Genomic DNA, 18,964 nt, shown 5'->3' with positions numbered 1-18,964 from the left:
CCGATAACCAGCACCGTCCAGAACACCACCGAATACACCATCATGATCGTAAACAGGGTTTTCTCGTTCTTGTACACCAGTTCCATGCATCCCTCCATCGGTAATCCGCCATTGATCAAAAATGTTCAGATGACAGAGTTACCATCCATGGACGGATGGTTACTTGCTTAGAATCAATTCACTGTAGTTATGCATGAGAAAACCCTCCTGCGCGTGCGCGCACTGCGAGGAAGCGCTTAGCGTGCCGGCCCGCCGGATGGCATCCGGCGCAGGAAGTCCGCGTACAGCCCTGCGGTTTCCCTGGGGTCTTCCATCATCGGCAGATGGCCGATTCCTGGTAGGATGCGCAGTTCCGCCTGGGGCAGTAGCGCTGCCAGGGTTTGCGCTCCGGTCACGTCGAACACCTTGTCCTTGCTCCCCCATAGCGCCAGCGTCGGCACGGTCAGCCTGCCAATGTACTCTTGCAGCAGGTAGCGGTTCTTTAATTGCTCATCCCACATCTGCCGGTTGGATCCGGCATTGGCGATCGCTTCCCGTTCCGCCACCTGCAATATCGGATAAGGCAAGAAAGGCCGGTCCCCGAATACCAGCGAAAGCATCGCATCGAACTCGGCGGCATTGCGCGCCACCAGTGGCGCCTGGCCGGCGCCGATCAGCCGGTCCATCGCGCTTGCCGTTCCAGAACGCAGCCCATGCGGGGCCCCGATGAAGGCCAGGCTGGCCACACGCTCGGGATGGCGGACGGCGAACAGGGCGGCGATCGTCCCTCCCATGGAATTGCCGGCAAGATGGGCACGTGCGATACCACGCGCATCCATGAACTGCCTGAGCCTTTCCGTTTGCGCCGCGTAGTCGTAGGCCTGGCCGGCGTGCCGGCCGCTCTCGCCGTAGCCGGGCAAGTCGGGAGCGATCACGTGGTAGTCGCCGGTAAGCTGGCGCGCGAAATCGACCCAGTGGTCTTTCTCGGCAAAGATGCCATGCAGGAGCAGCACGCTTTCGCCTTCGCCGCCCTCGAGGTAGTGCACGGTATGGACGCCGACCTGCACGGTCTTCTCTTCGAGACCGGACACGCTACGATTCAGTGTCAGCAAGGCTTCCCTGGACGTTTCCGGGCTACCGTAGTAAGCGGCGGCGGCAAAGGCCAGCAGCAAGGCCGCCGTCCACGGCACGATGCGCTTCATGCGCAGTCTGGGATGGGGTACACGCATCATTGGCATCCTCCGGGCGCCACAGCCTGCTCGGCCCTGGCCAGGTGAATAGAGTAGTCGGATCAAAGATTAGCAGAACGCTATCCAGCAAGCTTGCCAATCGCCCTTCTTTACTGCGGCCACCATGCATCCTCGACCCATTTTCGTGGAAATGATGGCCCGGGTTCACTAGCGCCGCTCGCGCCACCACAGCAGCAGCATGGCCAGCACGAAGGCCAGCGCGAACGGCCAGGCCGGGAAGGCGCGGGCGGCGCCGGCCAGCGCCCGGTCGGGCGTGCGGGCGGCGTAGCGAGCAGTCGCTTCGCGCCGCTGCGCCGCCTGCCACTGCAGCCAGTCGCCCGGGGCGTACACGTAGACGGCATGCGCACCGCCTCGCGCATCCTCGACGCGCAGCCAGCCGCTGCGTCCTGGCCAGACGGCCACGCAGGCGGCATCGCCACGCGGCTTCCAGCTGCGGCGCAGCTTCAGGTCCGGGAACACGGCTTCGCCCTGCACGCCGCGCGCACACAGTTCCATGCGCTGTCCCGGCAAGGGCAGTTCTTCCGGCTCGAGCCATTCGACCTGGCGCGGCATGTCGATGCCCAAGCGGTCCAGTACGCCCTGCCACCACAGCGCCAGCGCCTGCGGCTCGGCGATCGCGTGGCGGTGCCATCCGGTGGCTCCCAGCCAGGCGACGCGGCCCTTCTGCCAGTTGCGGGTCCAGACGGTGTCGTCGGTGCTGGTCCACTCGCCTGCCGTGCGCGTGGCAGGGTTGAGCGGCGCGGCCAGCATCTCCAGTGGCGTGCCGGCTTTCTTGTCCGCCGCCTGCGGCCGCAACGCCAGGCCCAGGCTGCGCGCCCAGGTACCCGGGTCGTTCGCGTTCGCGCCCAGCACCAGCAGCGGCAGGCCGCCGGCCACGCGGCCGAGCAGCGCGGAACGCTCGGCGGCACCTAGACGCTCGAACCAGGCGGCATCGACCACCAGCAGGTTCGGCGCGGTCATCTCGGCCAGTGGCAGTTCGGTGCGGGTAATGGCGCGGCCCAGCACCACTTGCCAGTCGAGCAGCGCGCCACTGCCGGCCAGCAGCTCGTTCAGGCTGCGCAGGTCGAACGAAGGCGCGCCGAAGCGGCCCTGCACCTGCAGGATATCCGGTGCGTGGATGGTCAGCGGCACCGGCCCCTCGGCGAGCAGCTTGCCGGCCGCGTCCAGCAGGCGCGCCTTGAGCACCATGCGCTCGGCCAGCGGCGGCATCCAGTTCACCGCCAGGTCGCCGCTGCCGCGCGCCTCGGCGATGAGCTGGCCGTTCTCGGCCAGCAGCTGCAGGCGGGCCTCCGCCTTGTCGTCGCGCTGCACGCGCAGCGTGAAAGTACGTCCGAGCGCCAGCTGGCGCGGATAGTGCAGGCGCAGGGTGCCGCCCTCGGGACGCTGCCATTGCAGGGGCAGTGCCGGCAGGTCGTTCCATTGCGCGGCGCGCAGGCCGTCGCCGTCCACGCTGAATCTGGCCACGCCCTCCAGCAGCGGCGCCGGGGTGTCGGGCGCGAGCGCCAGGCTGTGGCCGGCCTCGCCCGGCAGGCGCACGCCAGCCGCGAACAGGCCGAGCGCCAGCGCGGCCACCAGCACCAAGAGGGCATCGATCCACTGCCGCCGGCGCGCATACAGGGCGGCGCTGGCCAGGCCCGCCACGCCGGCCAGGGCCAGCAACAGCGTCGTATTCATCAGGATCCCGTTCACGGCTTGTTCCCTTCGCGCCAGGCGCGTGTAAAGGGTGTCTCGACCACCGGGCGGGCCTGCAGCAGCACCTGGCCCTGCCCCGCACCCTGGCGCAGCCAGGCGCGCAGCACCGGGCGGCAGGGCAGGCAGCCATCCGCCACGTCCTGGATCGCACCCTGGGCCGCCAGGCGCTGTGCATCGTCCTGCAGGTGCGTGCGCACCCAGTCGTGGGCGCCGCGGGTCCACAGCGCCGGCAGCGCACCGTCGCCGGACAGTGCCGCCACCAGCAGGCCGATGTCTTCCGGCACCCGCCGCTCGGCCCCGCCCTGCGCGCGGCGGTAGCTGGCCGCGCCAATCATGTCGCCCGTCATGCGCTTCTCTTCCTTGATCGGCGGCGGCGCGAAGGCGGTCTTGTGCAGGTAGACGCGCTCGGCCTGCTGCAATTGCTTGATCGCTTCCAGCGCCTTGTGCTCGGGCGGCAGCGCCACCTTCGGCGTGAGCGCGCGCAGCGCCTTCTCGGCATCCCACATCGCCATCAGCGCGCGTCGCAGCACTTTCTTGGTCTCCTCGTCGAACAGGGTCGCGTTCTCGGCCTCGTCGTGGGCGTGACCATACTGGTGCAGGATGTCCTGCGCCCCGCCGCCCCCTTCGCCACCACCTCCATGGTCGTCATGGTCGTCGTCGCCGTCCGCGAACAGCGAGGATTCCTCGCCCAGGAACTGGCCGTAGCGGCGCCGCAGCGCGCCCTGGTCGCTGGCGATCTTCTGGCTGCGCTCAAGGACCGCTTGCTCGCTCATCTTCGTGCTGCGCATGTCTGCCACCAGCTGCTCGGTGTCGATGATGATCTGGCGCTGGCTGCGCAGGCTCTGCGGCTTGACCAGCATCGGCATCGCGGCGCTTTCTTCCTCCGCTTCTTCAGGCGGGGCCGGCAGGCGCAGCGTATAGGTGGGCGACTGCACCATGTGCGGGCGCGCCGCGTTGTCGACCGCGCGCACGAAGAAGTACAGCTCGTCGCCCGGCTCCATGCCAAGCTCGGCCAGCGACCAGTTCCTAGCCCAGTCGCGCCGTTTGGGGCTGGCCGAGGCCGGGATCGGCATCTCGCGGTCGGTGAAGCGCACGTTCTCGCCGCTGCCGCGCGCCAGCGTCATGTGCAGGGTGGCGCGCACGATGCGGTAGTCGTCGCGCACCTGCACGCCCATCGTGGCGCCGGTGGCCGACTCCGGCAGCTCCTGCACCATCCGGGTCGGCGCGGTGACCGTGATTTCCGGCGCCTGGTCTGGAATGACCTTGACCGTATAGCGCTTGCCGCGCCAGCGCCAGAACACCGATTCGGTGGCGGTCCAGCGCGCGCATTCGCGGCCCGGCGCCAGCTTCTGGCCGGTACTGAGTTCGATCGTTTCAAGTCCGCCGGCCGGCGCTTTCAGGCACCAGCTCAGCACCGTCTGTTCCGGCACTTGCAGGTCCTGCGGGGCCGATTCGGCCGGCGCGACGCCGGTGTAGGCCGGCGGCGTGCTGCGCACCAGCAGCTGGGCGATGGCTGGCGCGGCCGGTGAATCTGGTGCGGCACCGGGCGCGGGCACGCCGCGCTGCTGCGTGGGCGCGGTGGCGAACCAGATGGCGGCGGCGGCCACCACGCTGCCCAGCAGCCAGCGCAGGCCCGCGGTGACGCGGCCGCGCGCGATCGCGCGCAGTTGCTGGCGGCTCAGGGCGGCGTCGAGCCGTTCCAGCAGGCGCCGCTGCTGTAATTGCGCCACCGGGGTCGGCGCATGCGCCAGCAAGGCGCTGCTGTCTTCCATCTCGGGCACGGCGCCATCGAGCCAGGCGCTCCATTCGATCGCCACGCGGCGCCGCAGCAGCGCCCAGTCCCAGGCACAGAATGCGCTCCAGGCGATCAGGCCGGGCGCGGAGCGGATCACGAGCCATGGCAGGGCCCCGGCAATCCACAGGGGCAGCCGGCGCAGCTGGGCGGCGCGCCAGACGCGCCGGGCGATCTCAGCGCCTGCTTGCATGCGTCAGGATCCTTTCGAGTACGAACAGGGCGACCAGCAGCGCCATCAGCAGGCCGCGCAGGGCGCCGCTGGGCTCCGGCGCGCGGACGCCGGCGGCCGCCTCGAACACCTGCGAAGGCGCGGTATGGGCCTGTGGGCCGAGGTGCAGGCGCCGCCAGTCGTCCAGCAGGGCGCGCGCCGCTGCGGCGCTGGCCGGCGGCCAGGCGTCGGACTGCCACAGGCGGCCACGCGCGCTGTCGGCGTAGCGCAGGCCGTCCACCTGCGGCGCCCTGGCCAGTTCCGGGAAGGTGGAAGTATTCGTGACCAGCCACAGCGGCGCGCGCAGCCCGGGCGGCGGCGCGTCCTTGCGGTCCCAGACGACGATCGAGGTCTTCGGGCCCGGTGCCTCGTCGATGGCGATGCCGGCGGCGGAGAACACACGCCGCCAGGCCTGCGGCCGCTCACTGGCAATGTGGACGCGGTGTTCGGTCTGTTGGGGCGGACGCGCCAGCGTGCGCAGTTCGATGCGGCGCCCGAAGGCCGGCAGCTGCGCCGGCATCGGCAGGTCGCCCAGCACCAGCAGCCGTGCATCCGGCCGCCACTCGCGCTCATGGGCGCGCAGCCAGGCGAAGGCCTGCGCGGCCGGCAGCTCGATGCGTTCGGCGTTCTCCAGCCCGGCCTGTGCCGCCTGGCGGCCGGCCCAGCCGGCATCGGTGCCGCTGGCCACGATGACGGTGTCGCCGCGCGAGGGCATGACCGGGTCGGCCAGCCAGGCGATGGCGGTGGCCAGCAGCAGGCAGCGCACCAGCAGCAGGAGCAGGTCCTGCCAGCGCCACGCGCGGGTCTGGCGCGGTTCGGTGCGCGGCAGGAAGCGGCTGGTCGCCAGCAGTTCGGCCTGGTGCTGCTCGCGCTTGCGCCGGTGCCACCAGATGGGCAGCAGCAGGACCGGCAGGGCCAGCCACCACAGCGCGTTCATGGCCGGCTCCCGGGACGGCGCAACCACAGGCGCAGGACCTCGCCGGGCGCCTGCTCGATGCGCGCGGCGACGAGCGGAATATCGCGCTTGCGGCAGTCCGCCGTCACGATTGCGAAATGCTGTTCGCGGTTCTTGCGGTAGCCTTCCTTCAGGTCGGCGCCGAAACGCACCACCCCATCGCCCCGCTCAGGGTCGCGATAGGCCTGGGCCGTGGAAAAGCTGGCGTCGACCTCGGCCTGGGTCTGCAGGCACAGCACGCGCACGTCGTGGCGCATGCCGCGCAGGCGTACCAGGGCCTGGGACAGGGGCGAAGGCCAGTCGAGCAGGTCGCTGGCCGCGAAGATCACGCTGGGCGACTGGGCGAAGTGCAGGCTGGCGCGCAGGGTATCGGCATCGGGCAGCGCGCCGCCCGCCTGCACCCGGCTCAGTTGCAGCAGGATGCGCTGCAGCTGGCGCGGGCCGCGCAGGGCGGGCGTGAACTGCACCCTGCCCTCGCCCAGCACGACCAGGCCGAAGGCGTCGCCCTGGCGCTGGGCGATCGCCGCCACGCAGCCGAGCAGGGTGCGCGCATAGGCCAGCTTGTCGACGCCGCTTGTTTCCCGGCTCGGTTCCAGCATCGAGGCGCTGGCGTCCAGCACCAGCCAGACCGCCACGTGGCTGTCGCGCTCGGCCTCGCGCACGAAATAGCGGTCGGCGCGCGCCAGCAGCTTCCAGTCGACGCGGCGCCACTCGTCCCCGGGCGCATAGGCCCGGTATTCCGAGAATTCGACGCCCGCCCCGCGTTCGCGCCCGGCGTGGATGCCGTGGCCGAGTCCCGCCAGCACATGGCGGATCACGAGGTCGAGCTTTTGCGTGTGCGCGATCAGCGCGGTCTTCGCCAGCGACAAGATCAATCGACCCGGATCTCGTTGCGCAGGGAGTGCAGGATGTCGGCGATCGCGATGCCGTCCGCTTCGGCTTCGAAGTTGCGCAGCACGCGGTGCGCGAGCACCGGCAGCAGCATGGCCTGGATATCGTCGCGCGTGACCGCCAGCCGCCCCTGCATCAGGGCGCGCGCCTTCGAAGCCAGCACCAGCGCCTGGCCGGCGCGCGGGCCGGCGCCCCAGCCGATGTGCTGCTTCACCGCCGCCACCGTGCTCAAGGCCGGGCGCGTGTTGCGCACCAGGCGCGTGGCATAGCGCAGCAGGTGCTCGCCGATCTCGATGTCGCGCACCAGCTGCTGCAGGCGCAGCAGCTCCTCGACCGTCATCGCCGGTTCGGCATCGTCCAGGCCGGCGTGGGTGGTGCGCGAGACCATCAGCACCTCTTCGTCCTCGCTCGGGTAGACCACGTCGATGCGCAGAAGGAAGCGGTCGAGCTGGGCTTCCGGCAGCGGATAGGTGCCGGCCTGCTCGATCGGGTTCTGCGTGGCCAGCACGAAGAAGGGCCGCGGCAGCTTGTGGGTGGTGCCGGCGAAGGTGACAGCGCGCTCCTGCATCGCTTCCAGCAAGGCTGACTGGGTCTTGGGCGGCGCGCGGTTGATCTCGTCCGCCAGCAGCACCTGGGTGAACACGGGGCCCTGCTGGAAGCGGAACACGCGCTGGCGCGTGCTGGCGTCCTCTTCCAGGATCTCGGTGCCCACGATATCCGAGGGCATCAGGTCGGGCGTGAACTGCACCCGGCGAAATTCCATGTCGGTGGCTTGCGCCAGCGATTTCACGAGCAGGGTCTTGCCCAGGCCCGGCACCCCTTCCACCAGGGCGTGGCCGCCCGCCAGCAGGCAGGTGATCAGGAGGTCGACCACCTCTTCCTGGCCGATGATCACGCGCGCCATGCTGGCCTTGAGCGCCCCAATCTTCGCGCCCAGGGACGCGATTTCACTTTCACTCCACGCTACCGCATCACGTTCCGACACTGCTCAAGCTCCCAACGCATATTGAATGATGTTGACCGCGAAGCGGGTGTTGTCGACCGCGAGGAACCGCTTGTTGCGGAAGTCGTAGTCCCACTCGCATCCGTAGTCCTTGTTCGAGTACAGCAGGCGGATGCGCCCGCCGAACTCGATCGCCTTCAGGTAATCGTGGACCAGGTCGTCGCCCCAGCCATTGAGTTCCCCGCCGGTGGTCGGCGGTCCGTCGAACTTGAAGAAGCACGAATACAGCGGATGCGTATTCGGGATCTTCTTCAGGGCCGAGGCGCCGAAGATCTTCGTCATCTCGGCCTCGAAGGACTTCGCGAACAGGCCGTCGATGTCGTGGTTGCAGTCGTCCACGAAGACGAAGCCGCCGCCGCGCAGGTATTTTTCCAGGTTGCGCCGCTCCTGCGGCGTGAACTGCACCAGCTTGTGCCCCGCGAAGTAGCAGAACGGCGCCTGCAGCATCTTCGGATCCGACAGCGCGACGATGCGCTCCGCCGGATCCACCCGCAGCGTGGTGTACTCGACCAGCGAGTTCAACACGTTGCTGGGCATACGGATATCCACATCCCAGTCGCCCGATTCGTAGCTCAGGCGGGTGAAGTAGAAATCGAAGGATGCCATATGCGCGCCACCGCCCCGGTTCTAGACCGCGTCCGACAGCGAGGTGAAGTTGAAGTCGCGCACCTTCATCGGCGGCAGCACCATCTGGAACGGCACTTCGTCGCCACCGATGACTTCCGGCTTGCCCAGTTCATTGATGTTGTTGAGGATGGTGACCGGGCTTTCGTTGAAGCGGAAGTTCTTCACCGGGTGCTTGATCTTGCCATTCTCGACGTAGAAGGTGCCGTCGCGGGTCAGGCCCGTGATCAGGAGCGACTGCGGATCGACCATGCGGATGTACCAGGTGCGGGTGACCACGATGCCCTTCTTGGTGCTGGCGACCAGCTCTTCCAGCGACTTGGTGCCGCCGGCCATGATCATGTTGCCGTGGCCGGCGGTGGCGATGTTGCCGGTCTTCTTGGCCCAGTAGGGCGAGTAGCCGAGCGACGCGACGCGGCCATCCTTGATCAGGTCGGTGCGCTTGCGGGCCAGCATGGTGCCGCCATCCCACGGGGCCACCGGCACGTCCGGATTCCACGGGTCGGCCCAGATGTTGACCTGCTGGTCGAACAGCTTCTCGCCCAGGCGGTTGCCGCCGCCCTTCTTGGCCAGGAAGCTGCGGCCTTCGTCGGCGGCACGCGCGCTGAAAGAGCTGAACATGTTGCCCAGGATTTCAGACGTCGCCGCCGGTTCCAGGATCACCGTGTAGCGGCCCGGCTCTAGCGCCTTGGCGTCGACCGAGCGCAGTGCCTTGTCGATCGCGATCTCGGCCGCTTCAAGCGCGTTGAAGCGGCGCGCATCGACCGCCGAGCGGGTTACCCAGCCCGAGCCGCGGCCGTCTTCGGTGCGCGCGGTGCAGGTAAAGGAGAGATCCGTGAATTCCTGGAAGCCGAACACGCCGTTCGAGTTGGCCACGCACGAGAAGCTGGTGCTGTCGGTGAAGAAGCCGGCGGTCACCAGCTTCTTGGCGCGCGCCTGGCCGATCGAGGCGGCCGCCACTTCAGCCCGGTAGTCCGGGTCGATGGCGGCGGTGGCTGGCACGAAGGTCTGGGTGCTGCGGTATTCCTGCTTGCCCACGGCCGGCATGAATTCCGGGTTTTCCGGCGCCAGGCGCGCCAGTTCCTCGGCGCGGCGCACGGCCTTTTCCAGCGACTTGTCGTCGAACTCGTTGATGACGGCGGTGCCGGTACGCTTGCCGAAGGCGACCCGCACGGCCAGCTGCGTGTCCTCGGTCAGGCCCGCGGTCGACACGCTGTTGCGCGCGAAGCGGATGTTGCCGGTGCGGTTGCCGTTGATCGAGACGTTGCACTCGTCGGCTTTCGAGAAACCGATGACGCGATCGGCGATGCGTTTTGCTTGTTCCTGGTTCAGCTGTTTCATGTATGTCTCCCGTTCAACCGATCTTGCGTGCGGTATTGATGACGTTGATGCCATTGAAGCGCGCGGTGCTCGACCCATGCGAGACCGCGCTGACCTGGCTCGGCTGGCCCTTTCCGTCGAAGAACGAGCCGCCCATGCGCCAGTCGCGTTCGTCGCAGATGGCCGAGCAGGCGTTCCAGAATTCCTGGGTATTCGCCTGGTAGGCCACGTCTTCCAGCGGACCGGTGATCTTGCCGTTCCTGATCTCGTAGAACAGCGTGCCGCCAAACTGGAAGTTGTAGCGCTGCTGGTCGATCGAATAGGAGCCGCGGCCCAGGATGTAGACGCCCTTTTTCACGTCCTTGACCATCTCGTCGGGCGTCAGCCTGGCCTTGCCGGCTTCGAGCGACACGTTCGGCATGCGCTGGAACTGGATGGTGCTCCAGCTGTCGGCATACGAGCAGCCGTGCGATTCCTTCTCGCCGATGATGTGGGCCTGGTCGCGCGTGGCCTGGTAGTTGACCAGGATGCCGTTGCGGATGATGTCCCACTTCCTGGCGCGCACGCCTTCGTCGTCGTAGCCGATCAGGCCGAGCGAACCCGGCGTGGTGCGGTCCGCAACGAAGTTCACGCGTTCGGACCCGTACCTGAATTTCTTCGTTTCCCACTTGTCGAGCGAGGCGAAGCTGGTGCCGGCGTAGTTGGCCTCAAAGCCGAGCACGCGGTCCAGTTCCGTCGGGTGGCCGACGTTCTCGTGGATGGTGAGGAACAGGTGTTCGGGCGAGAGCACCAGGTCGTACTTGCCCGGCTCCACCGATTTGGCGCCCAGCTTCTCGCGCGCCTGCTTGCCCGACAACCGGGCGTCTTCCACGATGTCGTAGGAGTTGGTGTACAGCGTGGTCACGCCGCCCGCGGCCTGCACCTTGTCGCTGGCTTTCGCGTCGAAGTACTCGTAGCCCATGCTCACCGGCGAACTCAGGCCCGCGCGCGAGCGGAACTTGCCGCTGGCCTTGTCCACGGCGGTGGCGTTGATCGGGGCCCACAGGCGGTGCACGTCCTGGTCGATGTAGGAACCGTCGGTGGAAGCGAAGTATTTTTGCTGGTTGATCTGGAATAGCGACGCGGTCATGAAGGTCGCGCCGGCGTCCAGGCCCGCCTTGTTTGCGGCGATCAGCATGTCGGCCTTTTCCTTGACCGGGATGCCGCGCCAGTCCTTTTTCATCGGCGTGGCCCAGGCCACCTCGCCCACGCCCTTGACCGGGGCCAGGCGTACCGGCTCGCTCTGCAGCCTGGCGTTGGCCTTGGCGATCGCCACCGCCTGGCGCGCGGCATTGGCCACGCCGTCCGGGCTCATGTCGTTGGTCGAGGCGAAGCCATAGGCGCCGCCGGCGATCACGCGCACGCCGACGCCGCTCGACTCGGTATTGCTGATGTTCTCGACGTTCAGGTCGCGCGTGACGATGAACTGGTTCAGGTAGCGGCCGATGCGCACGTCGCAATAGGACGCGCCGGCCTTGGTGGCGGCATTGAGCGCGACGTCGGCCAGCAGCTTCTTGGCGCTGGCCGGCATGGCGCTCATCAGCTCATCGGCGGCGATGGCATGGCCAAACACCGGGATCAGCATGGCGCCGGCCGTGCCGGCGCCGATTTGGAGGAATTTACGACGTTCCATGTGGGGTTTTCCGTTATCTATACCGCGTCCGACAGCGAGGTGAAGTTGAAATCGCGGATCTTCATCGCCGGGATCAGCATCGAATAATTCGCCTCGTCGCCGCCGATCACCAGCGGCTTGCCGATCTCCTCGATGTTGTTCAGCATGCTCACCGGGCTTTCGTTGAAGCGGAAGTTCTTGATCGGATGCTTGACCTTGCCGTTCTCGATGTAGAAGGTGCCGTCGCGCGTCAGGCCAGTGACGAGCACCGACTGCGGGTCGACCATGCGGATGTACCAGGTGCGGGTCACCAGCACGCCTTTTTTCGTGTTCGCGATCAGCTCGGCCGTGCTCTTGTCGGTGCCGGCCATGATGATGTTGCCGGCGCTGCCGGTTGCGCGCTGGCCTTTCTTCTGGGCCCAGTAGCGCGAGTAGTTCAGCGCATTGATGCGGCCATCCTTCACCAGGTGGATGCGTTCGCGCGGCAGCATGCTGCCGTCCCAGGGCAGCACCGGCACGTCCTTGTCCCAGGGGTCGGTCCAGATATTGACCTGCTGGTCGAACAGCTTGTCGCCCAGGCGGTTGGCGCCACCCTTCTTGGAAAGGAAGCTGCGGCCTTCGTCCGCCATGCGCGCATTGAAGCCGCCGATCATGAAGGTCAGCAGGTCGCTGGTGGCGGATGGCTCCATCACCACCGTGTAGCGGCCCGGCTCGAGCGCTTTCGCGTCCACCGAGCGCAGCGCCTTCTCGATGGCGACATCGGCCGCTTCACGCGCATCGAAACGCGCCACGTCGCGCGCCGAGCGCTTGACCCAGCCCGAACCGCGCCCGGCTTCGGTGCGCACGGTGCAGGTGAAGTCGAGCGAGGTGGCGACCTGGTGGCCGAACACGCCGTTCGAATTGGCCACGGTCTCGAAGGTCTCGCGGTCGGTGAAGAAGCCGGCTGCCACCAGGCCCTTCTTGCGGCAGGCTTCCATCGCATAGGCGGCGGCCTGGGCGCGGAATTCCGGATCGATGGCGGCGGTCTTCTGGACGTAGGTATCGGACGTTTTGTAGCCGGTCTTCGCGATCGCCGGCATGAATTCCGGGTTCTCCGGCGCCAGGCGCGCCAGGTCCTCGGCGCGGCGCACGGCTTTTTCCAGCGACTTGTCGTCGAACTCGTTGATGGTGGCGGTGCCCTGGCGCTTGCCGAAGGCGACCTGCACCTGGATCTGGGTGTCGTCCGACAGGCCGGCGGTGGACACCGCATTGCGCGCGAAGCGGATGTTGCCGATGCGCGCGCCCTCGATGTTGACGATGCACTCATCGGCCTTCGAGAGCGACATCACGCGCTCGGCGATGCGCCGGGTCTGGTCTTGGCTCAGGATGCTCATGGTTTCCCTCGCCTCAGCCGATCTTGCGTGCGGTGTTGATCACGTTGATGCCGTTGAAGCGCGCGGTCGACGAGCCGTGCGAGACGATGCTGATCTGCGGCGGCTGGCCCTTGCCGTCGAAGAAGGAGCCGCCCATGCGCCAGTCGCGCTCGTCGCAGATGGCCGAGCAGGCATTCCAGAATTCCTGGGTGTTGGCCTGGTAGGCCACGTCTTCCAGCATCGGGCCGATCTTGCCGTCCTTGATTTCATAGAACAGCTGGCCGCCGAACTGGAAGTTGTAACGCTGCTGGTCGATCGAGAACGAGCCGTCGCCGACGATGTAGATACCCTTCTTGATGTCCTTGACCATCTCGTCCGGGGTGAGCTTCTTCTTGCCGGCGGCCAGCGAGACGTTCGGCATGCGCTGGAACTGCACCGAGTTCCACGAGTCGGCGTACGAGCAGCCGTGCGATTCCTTCTCGCCGATGATATGGGCCTGGTCACGCGTGGCCTGGTAGTTGACCAGGATGCCATCCTTGATGATGTCCCACTTCTTGGTCTTGACGCCTTCGTCGTCGTAGCCCACGCACCCCAGAGAGCCCGGGGTGGTCTTGTCGGCGAACAGGTTGACCATCGGGTTGCCGTACTTGAATTTCTTGGTTTCCCACTTGTCGAGGGTGGCGAAGCTGGTGCCGGCGTAGTTGGCCTCGTAGCCGAGCACGCGGTCCAGTTCCGTGGGGTGGCCGACGTTCTCGTGGATCGTCAGCCACAGGTGTTCCGGCGAGAGCATCAGGTCGTACTTGCCCGGAACGACCGATTTCGCCGTCAGTTTGGTCTTGGCGTCGCGGCCGGCCGCCTTCGCATCCTCGATGAGGTCGTAGGAGCCGGTGTAGAGCGTCGCCACGCCGCCCGCGGCCTTGAGCTTGTGCTCGGGGCGGGCATCCAGGTATTCGTAGCCCATGCCGACCGGCGCGCCCAGGCCCGAGCGCGAGCGGAACTTGCCGGTGGCCTTGTCCACGGCGGTGGCCTGGAACGGCGCCCACAGGCGGTGCACGTCCTGCTCGATGTAGGAGCCGTCGGTGGATGCGAAATACTTCTGCTGGTTCACCTGGAACAGCATCGAATTCATGAAGGTCGCGCCGCCGTCCATGCCGGCCTTGTTGGCGGCGATGAGCAGGTCTGCCTTTTCCTTGATCGGCACCGTGCGCCAGTCCTTCTTGATCGGCGTGGCCCACGATACCTCGCCGACGCCCTTGACCGGCGCCAGGCGCACCGGCTCGGACTGCAGCCTGGCATTGGCCTTGGCGATCGCCACCGCCTGGCGCGCCGCGTTGGCGATGCCGTCGCTGCTCATGTCCGAGGTGGCGGCGAAGCCATAGGCGCCGTTCGCGATCACGCGCACGCCGATGCCGGCCGACTCGGTGTTGGCCACGTTCTCGACGTTCAGGTCGCGGGTCGTGATGAACTGGTTCAGGTAGCGCCCGATGCGCACGTCGGCGTAGCTGGCGCCGGCCTTGGTGGCGGCGTTCAGCGCGACGTCGGCCAGCGCCTTCTTGGCGGCCGTCGGCATGCTGCTCAGCAGCTCTTCAGCGGCGATGGCGCGGGTAAAGGGGACGAGCGTCGAGGCGAGCGCCAGGCTGCTGAAATTAAGAAAAGTACGGCGTTCCATCATGTCTCCTGAAATCAAAGCTATTTCTGGGCAGCGTCCCGTGGACAACGCGGTCCGCTCTTGTATGTACGGCGGAATGAGCTCTTCGCCGGGTTGGATGGCCCCGGCAAACTTGTCAACCTTAGCAGCAACTTAAGCTTTTGAATAGGCAATTGTTGTGCCAGATCAAAGCATTTTCCAAGTGCATGTTTTGGTATGCGGTTTGCCCGCCGTCCACCGTCCGCCGGCACTGTCCGGAGGGTGTCCGGGCGTCCGCGGCGGACACGCGGCCGGACAGTCTGCGACTGAGCTATGCATATACATGGAACACTTGACTGTCCGCCAAGTGTGGTCGATCATCGGCGCGGCGGCGGCGTCCCGTCCGGCCGCACAACACTGGAGACTTCGAACCGATGAAACGACTGATCCTTGCCGCGGGCCTGGCTGCCGGCCTCGCTGCCGGCGCCGCCCAGGCCGACGACGCCCTGAAAGCCGCCATCGCGGGCGAACACCGCAGCGCCGCCAACAAGGCGCGCGACGCGGCGCGCCACCCCTACGAGACCCTCACTTTCTTCGGCATCAAGCCGAACATGACGGTGGTCGAACTGGTGCCGGGCGGCGGCTGGTACACCGAGATCCTGGCCCCCTACCTGCGCCCGAACGGCAAGCTGATCGCCGCCGGCCAGGCCTTCGTGCCGGAAAAGCGCGGCGGCATGGCGCTCAAGGCCAAGTTCGACGCGGCCCCCGCGCTGTACGACAAGGTCGTGCCGGCCGTGTTCGAACCGCCCGCCACCTACCAGATCGCGGCGCCGAACAGCGTCGACATGGTGCTTACCTTCCGCAACCTGCACAACTGGGTCGGCAACGGCGAAGACGCGCTGAAGACCACCTTCCGCGAGATCCACAAGGTCCTGAAACCGGGCGGCGTGCTGGGCATCGTCGACCACCGCCTGCCAGCGTCGATGACGCAGGATGCGAAAGCCTCGAGCGGCTACGTGCACGAAGCGTGGGTGATCAAGACTGTCGAAAGCGCGGGCTTCAAGCTGGCCGGAAAATCCGAAGTCAACGCCAATCCGAAGGACAAGGCCGACCACGAAAAAGGTGTGTGGACCCTGCCGCCGGTGCTGGCCAACAAGGACAAGGACCGCGAGAAGTACATGGCGATCGGCGAAAGCGACCGCATGACCCTGAAGTTCGTCAAGCAATAAGCCTGCGCGGGGAGCGCGGCCTCCCAACGTGAAATTTTGTGCATTTCCTTCGGCGGCCAGCGTGTATATTCTTGCGATTTGCATCATTTCGCACGCCACCGAAGGAACCCATGAAAACCGTACGCCTCGCCGCCGCCGTGGCATTCGCCCTGGCCGGCATCGTCCACGCACAGGACACGACTCCTCCCGCGGGCCCGACGCCTGCCACCCCGCCCTCGGCCGCCGTGGCGACGCCGTCGGCCACCCAGGCGCCGGCCCTGCCGGCCGTCGAGAACTCGGTGGTGAAGATCTTCGCCACCGTGCGCCGTCCCGACCCGTATAAACCCTGGAGCAAGCAGTCGCCCGCCGACGTCACCGGTTCCGGCGTCATCATCGAGGGCAAGCGCATCCTGACCAATGCCCATGTGGTGGGCTATGCCAGCCAGGTCGAGGTGCAGGCCAGCCAGTCGGGCGACAAGGTGTCGGCCAGGGTGATCGCGCTGGCGCGCGGCCTCGACCTGGCGGTGCTGGAACTGGACGACCCGTCCTTCTTCGACAAGCGTCCGCCGGTCGCGCGCGCGGCCGTGCTGCCGGACGTGCGCGAGGCGGTGTTCGCCTACGGCTATCCGGTGGGCGGCAATTCGCTGTCGACCACCCGCGGCATCGTCTCGCGCGTGGAGTTCGTCGGCTACGGCTCGTTCAGCTCCGGCCTGCGGATCCAGATCGATGCGCCGATCAACCCCGGCAACAGCGGCGGCCCGGTGATCGCGGGCGACAAGATGATCGGCCTGGCCTTCTCGATGGCGGCCGGGGCCCAGAACATCGGCTACGTGATTCCGAACGAAGAGATCGAACTGTTCCTGAAAGACGTGGCCGACGGCCGCTACGACGGCAAGCCGCTGCTGCACGACAGCACCCAGACGCTGGAAAACCCGGCGCTGCGCCAGTACCTGAAGATCGACCGCTCGGTGGAAGGCACGCTGGTGCACCGTCCCTACAAGACGGATGCCAACTGGCCGCTGAAGGAAGGCGACATCATCACCCACATCGGCGAGTACCCGATCGACAACCAGGGCATGGTGAAACTGGGTTCCAACCTGCGCGTGCGCTTCCAGTACCGCATCCAGCAGGTGGCCAGGAACGGCAAGGTCCCGATGAGCATCGTCCGCGGCGGCAAGCCGATGAAGGTCGAGGTGCCCACCAGCGGCCCGCGCCCGCTCCTGATCCCCGACCTGAACGGCGGCTATCCGTCCTATTTCGTGTACGGCCCGGTGGTGTTTACGCGCGCCACCAGCGAATTCCTCACCTTCCTGATGGTGAACCCGGCCGCTACCGCCGCCTACGCCTTCAACAACAGCCCGCTCGTCACGCAGCGCGGCGATTCGCCCGACGCGGCGCGCGAGGAACTGGTGGTGGTCAGCGGTCCCTTCTTCCCGCACAAGCTGGTGACCGGCTACAGCAACCGCTTCGGGTCGGTCGTGGAATCGGTGAACGGCACCAGGGTCCGCAGCCTGGCCCACCTGGTGGCGCTGCTGCGCGACCTGAAGGACGAGTTCGTGGTGTTCAAGTTCGACCAGCGCTACGGCGAGAACCTGATCCTGCCGCGCAAGGCCGCGCTGGAAGCGACCGAGGGCATCCTGTCGGACAACGGCATCCGGACCCAGGGCTCGGACGACATGATGAAGGTGTGGAACGGGAAGTGAGGCGATTCGGCGCCTCTAGGCGTTGTTGAACGCGTGGGCAGGAAATCTGCCCACCCTACGTAGGGTGGGCGGCTCAGCCAGCGGTGACTCAGCCCTTCTTGTCCTTCTTGACCGGCACGAACAGCAGGTCCTGGAAGTCATAGCTGAAGTCCGTCTCGGTGGACACCGGTTTCATGCGCACCCGTTCGATGCTGCCATCATGGTCCAGCGAGAAGGTGACGTAGGCATCGGCATTGAAGTTCCTCTCCTTCCAGCGCACGATGAAGGTGTCGTGCTGGAAGTGCTCCATGTCCCCGGTCAGGTCCGGCGTCTTCATGAAGGACAACACCAGCTTGTTGTTCACGCGCTTGATCGACGCCTTGCCATACCAGGCATCCTCATACTCCCCTTCGTACGACGCCAGCGGCAGCGAGGGCGTCGAGCTCGCCGCGCGCGATGCCGCTTCGCCCTTCACGCGCGCCGCTTCCCTGGCCTGGTTCTCGCGGTCGATCGCCGCGATGCGGCCGATCCAGTCGGTCGGCGCCACCCCCAGGTACTGGTCCAGCAGCCGGTACTGCAGGGCGTTGAGCGATGGCCCGCTCTCGGCGTTGGTGAAGATCGCGATGCCCAGCTTCGCTTCCGGCACCAGCATCACGCGCGTATAAAAGCCCTGCAGCGCGCCGCCATGCATGGCCACCAGCTTGCCCTGGTAATCGCGCAGCTGGAAGCCCAGGCCATAGGCGAAGAAGTTCGGCTTGGTCGCCGCCAGCGGTGCACGCGGCGTGCTGATCGCCATCGGGGTCTGCGCGGTCCACATCTCGCGCGCCTGCCTGTCCGACCACAGGCGCTTGCCGTCCTGGCCCAGCTTGCCGTTGTCGAGCAATACCTGCATCCAGCGCGCGATGTCCTCGGCATTGGTATTGATGCCCACCGCGCCGACCGCGTTCGCCACCGGCATCGGTTTCACCGGCACCGCCCTGCCATTGATCTTGCTGTGCGGCGCAGAGACGTTGGCGAACCTGGCGTTTTCCTCGAGGCTGGTGGTGGTGCCCGTCATGCCGGCTGGCTTCAGGATCCACTCGTGCATGGTCTCGCCCCAGCTCTTGCCCGACTTGGCGGCGATGATCTTGCCGGCCACGATGTACAGCAGGTTATCGTAGGCATAGCTGTTGCGAAAGCTCGTCGCCGGCTTGATGTAGCGGAGGTTGTGGATGATCTCGTCGGTGCTGAAGGTGGTGGTCGGCCACCACATCAGGTCGCCCGCGCCCAGTCCCAGGCCACTGCGGTGGGTTAGCAAATCGCGCACGGTCATCTCGGCGGTGACGTAGGCGTCGTACATGCGGAAGTCCGGCAGGTGCTTGATCACCGGGTCGTCCCAGGCCAGCTTGCCCTGGTCGACCAGCATGCCCAGCGCCGCGGCTGTAAACGCCTTGGAGTTCGAGGCGATCTCGAAGATGGTCTTGCCATCGACCGGCGCCGGCTCGCCGCGCTTGCGCACGCCGAAGCCCTGGGCGGCCAGGACCTTGCCGTCCTTGACCACGGCGATGGCGATGCCCGGCACGTCGAATTCCTTCATGACGCGTTCGACATCAAGCTTCAGGTTGTAGGCCGGGGACTGGACGGCGGTCGCCGGCACGGCGGCGGTCTGCGCCAGGGCAGCGCCGCTAGTAGACATCGCGATCAGGACCGCGGCTGCGATTCGGTTCATGGAAAGCACGGGGTTCATC

The 18,964-nt window shown here is 66.8% G+C and carries 14 protein-coding genes; 2 read left to right on the top strand and 12 right to left on the bottom strand.

Annotation, left to right across the window (positions count from 1 at the left end; genetic code table 11):
• Positions 1 to 236 precede the first annotated feature (236 nt).
• From LCI23_RS03705 to LCI23_RS03655, 11 genes are all read right to left on the bottom strand, one after another.
• Positions 237 to 1,181 (bottom strand): alpha/beta fold hydrolase, encoded by a 945-nt coding sequence (locus LCI23_RS03705; RefSeq protein ID WP_224944257.1) that lies wholly within the window; start codon positions 1,179 to 1,181, stop codon positions 237 to 239.
• Between the two features lie 195 nt (positions 1,182 to 1,376).
• The gene (locus LCI23_RS03700; RefSeq protein WP_224944254.1) at positions 1,377 to 2,918 is read right to left on the bottom strand and encodes a hypothetical protein; all 1,542 of its coding nucleotides are present in this window, start codon (positions 2,916 to 2,918) and stop codon (positions 1,377 to 1,379) included.
• Entirely contained in the window at positions 2,915 to 4,906 is a 1,992-nt protein-coding gene (locus LCI23_RS03695; RefSeq protein WP_224944251.1) for a DUF4175 domain-containing protein, read from the bottom strand. Before LCI23_RS03695 ends, LCI23_RS03700 begins: the two co-directional genes overlap by 4 nt.
• On the bottom strand, positions 4,890 to 5,861 hold the full coding sequence (locus LCI23_RS03690; protein WP_224944246.1) for a BatA domain-containing protein: 972 nt from the start codon (positions 5,859 to 5,861) through the stop codon (positions 4,890 to 4,892). Before LCI23_RS03690 ends, LCI23_RS03695 begins: the two co-directional genes overlap by 17 nt.
• On the bottom strand, positions 5,858 to 6,754 hold the full coding sequence (locus LCI23_RS03685; protein WP_224944244.1) for a DUF58 domain-containing protein: 897 nt from the start codon (positions 6,752 to 6,754) through the stop codon (positions 5,858 to 5,860). The genes LCI23_RS03690 and LCI23_RS03685 overlap by 4 nt, the downstream gene beginning before the upstream one ends.
• Positions 6,751 to 7,674, bottom strand: coding sequence for a MoxR family ATPase (locus tag LCI23_RS03680; protein WP_235584321.1), 924 nt, complete (start codon positions 7,672 to 7,674; stop codon positions 6,751 to 6,753). The genes LCI23_RS03685 and LCI23_RS03680 overlap by 4 nt, the downstream gene beginning before the upstream one ends.
• Before the next feature lie 84 nt (positions 7,675 to 7,758).
• Entirely contained in the window at positions 7,759 to 8,379 is a 621-nt protein-coding gene (locus tag LCI23_RS03675; RefSeq protein WP_224944242.1) for a DUF4159 domain-containing protein, read from the bottom strand.
• A gap of 21 nt (positions 8,380 to 8,400) precedes the next feature.
• Complete coding sequence (locus tag LCI23_RS03670) at positions 8,401 to 9,738, bottom strand: TldD/PmbA family protein (protein WP_224944230.1); 1,338 nt, start codon at positions 9,736 to 9,738, stop codon at positions 8,401 to 8,403.
• 13 nt (positions 9,739 to 9,751) lie between these two features.
• Positions 9,752 to 11,389 (bottom strand): TldD/PmbA family protein, encoded by a 1,638-nt coding sequence (locus tag LCI23_RS03665; RefSeq protein ID WP_224944226.1) that lies wholly within the window; start codon positions 11,387 to 11,389, stop codon positions 9,752 to 9,754.
• A gap of 17 nt (positions 11,390 to 11,406) precedes the next feature.
• Positions 11,407 to 12,741, bottom strand: coding sequence for a TldD/PmbA family protein (locus LCI23_RS03660; protein WP_224944223.1), 1,335 nt, complete (start codon positions 12,739 to 12,741; stop codon positions 11,407 to 11,409).
• A 13-nt stretch (positions 12,742 to 12,754) separates the two neighbouring features.
• Positions 12,755 to 14,389, bottom strand: a complete 1,635-nt coding sequence (locus tag LCI23_RS03655) for a TldD/PmbA family protein (RefSeq protein ID WP_224944290.1) — start codon at positions 14,387 to 14,389, stop codon at positions 12,755 to 12,757.
• A 392-nt stretch (positions 14,390 to 14,781) separates the two neighbouring features.
• Here LCI23_RS03655 and LCI23_RS03650 point away from each other — a divergent pair, with 392 nt between their 5' ends.
• Positions 14,782 to 15,576, top strand: coding sequence for a class I SAM-dependent methyltransferase (locus LCI23_RS03650; protein ID WP_224944220.1), 795 nt, complete (start codon positions 14,782 to 14,784; stop codon positions 15,574 to 15,576).
• Positions 15,577 to 15,686: 110 nt separating this feature from the next.
• Positions 15,687 to 17,258 carry a S1C family serine protease gene (locus LCI23_RS03645; protein WP_224944217.1) on the top strand — a complete coding sequence of 524 codons (1,572 nt, stop codon included), beginning with the start codon at positions 15,687 to 15,689 and terminating at the stop codon, positions 17,256 to 17,258.
• 88 nt (positions 17,259 to 17,346) lie between these two features.
• Here LCI23_RS03645 and LCI23_RS03640 read toward each other — a convergent pair whose 3' ends face one another.
• Positions 17,347 to 18,945, bottom strand: a complete 1,599-nt coding sequence (locus tag LCI23_RS03640) for a serine hydrolase (RefSeq protein WP_224944213.1) — start codon at positions 18,943 to 18,945, stop codon at positions 17,347 to 17,349.
• Positions 18,946 to 18,964: the final 19 nt, after the last annotated feature.

The organism is Massilia sp. MS-15, assembly GCF_020176695.1.
GTDB classification, from domain to species: domain Bacteria; phylum Pseudomonadota; class Gammaproteobacteria; order Burkholderiales; family Burkholderiaceae_D; genus Telluria; species Telluria hydrophila.
The sequence above is the reverse complement of the archived record's forward strand: the minus strand, read 5'-3'. Positions and strand labels throughout refer to the sequence as shown.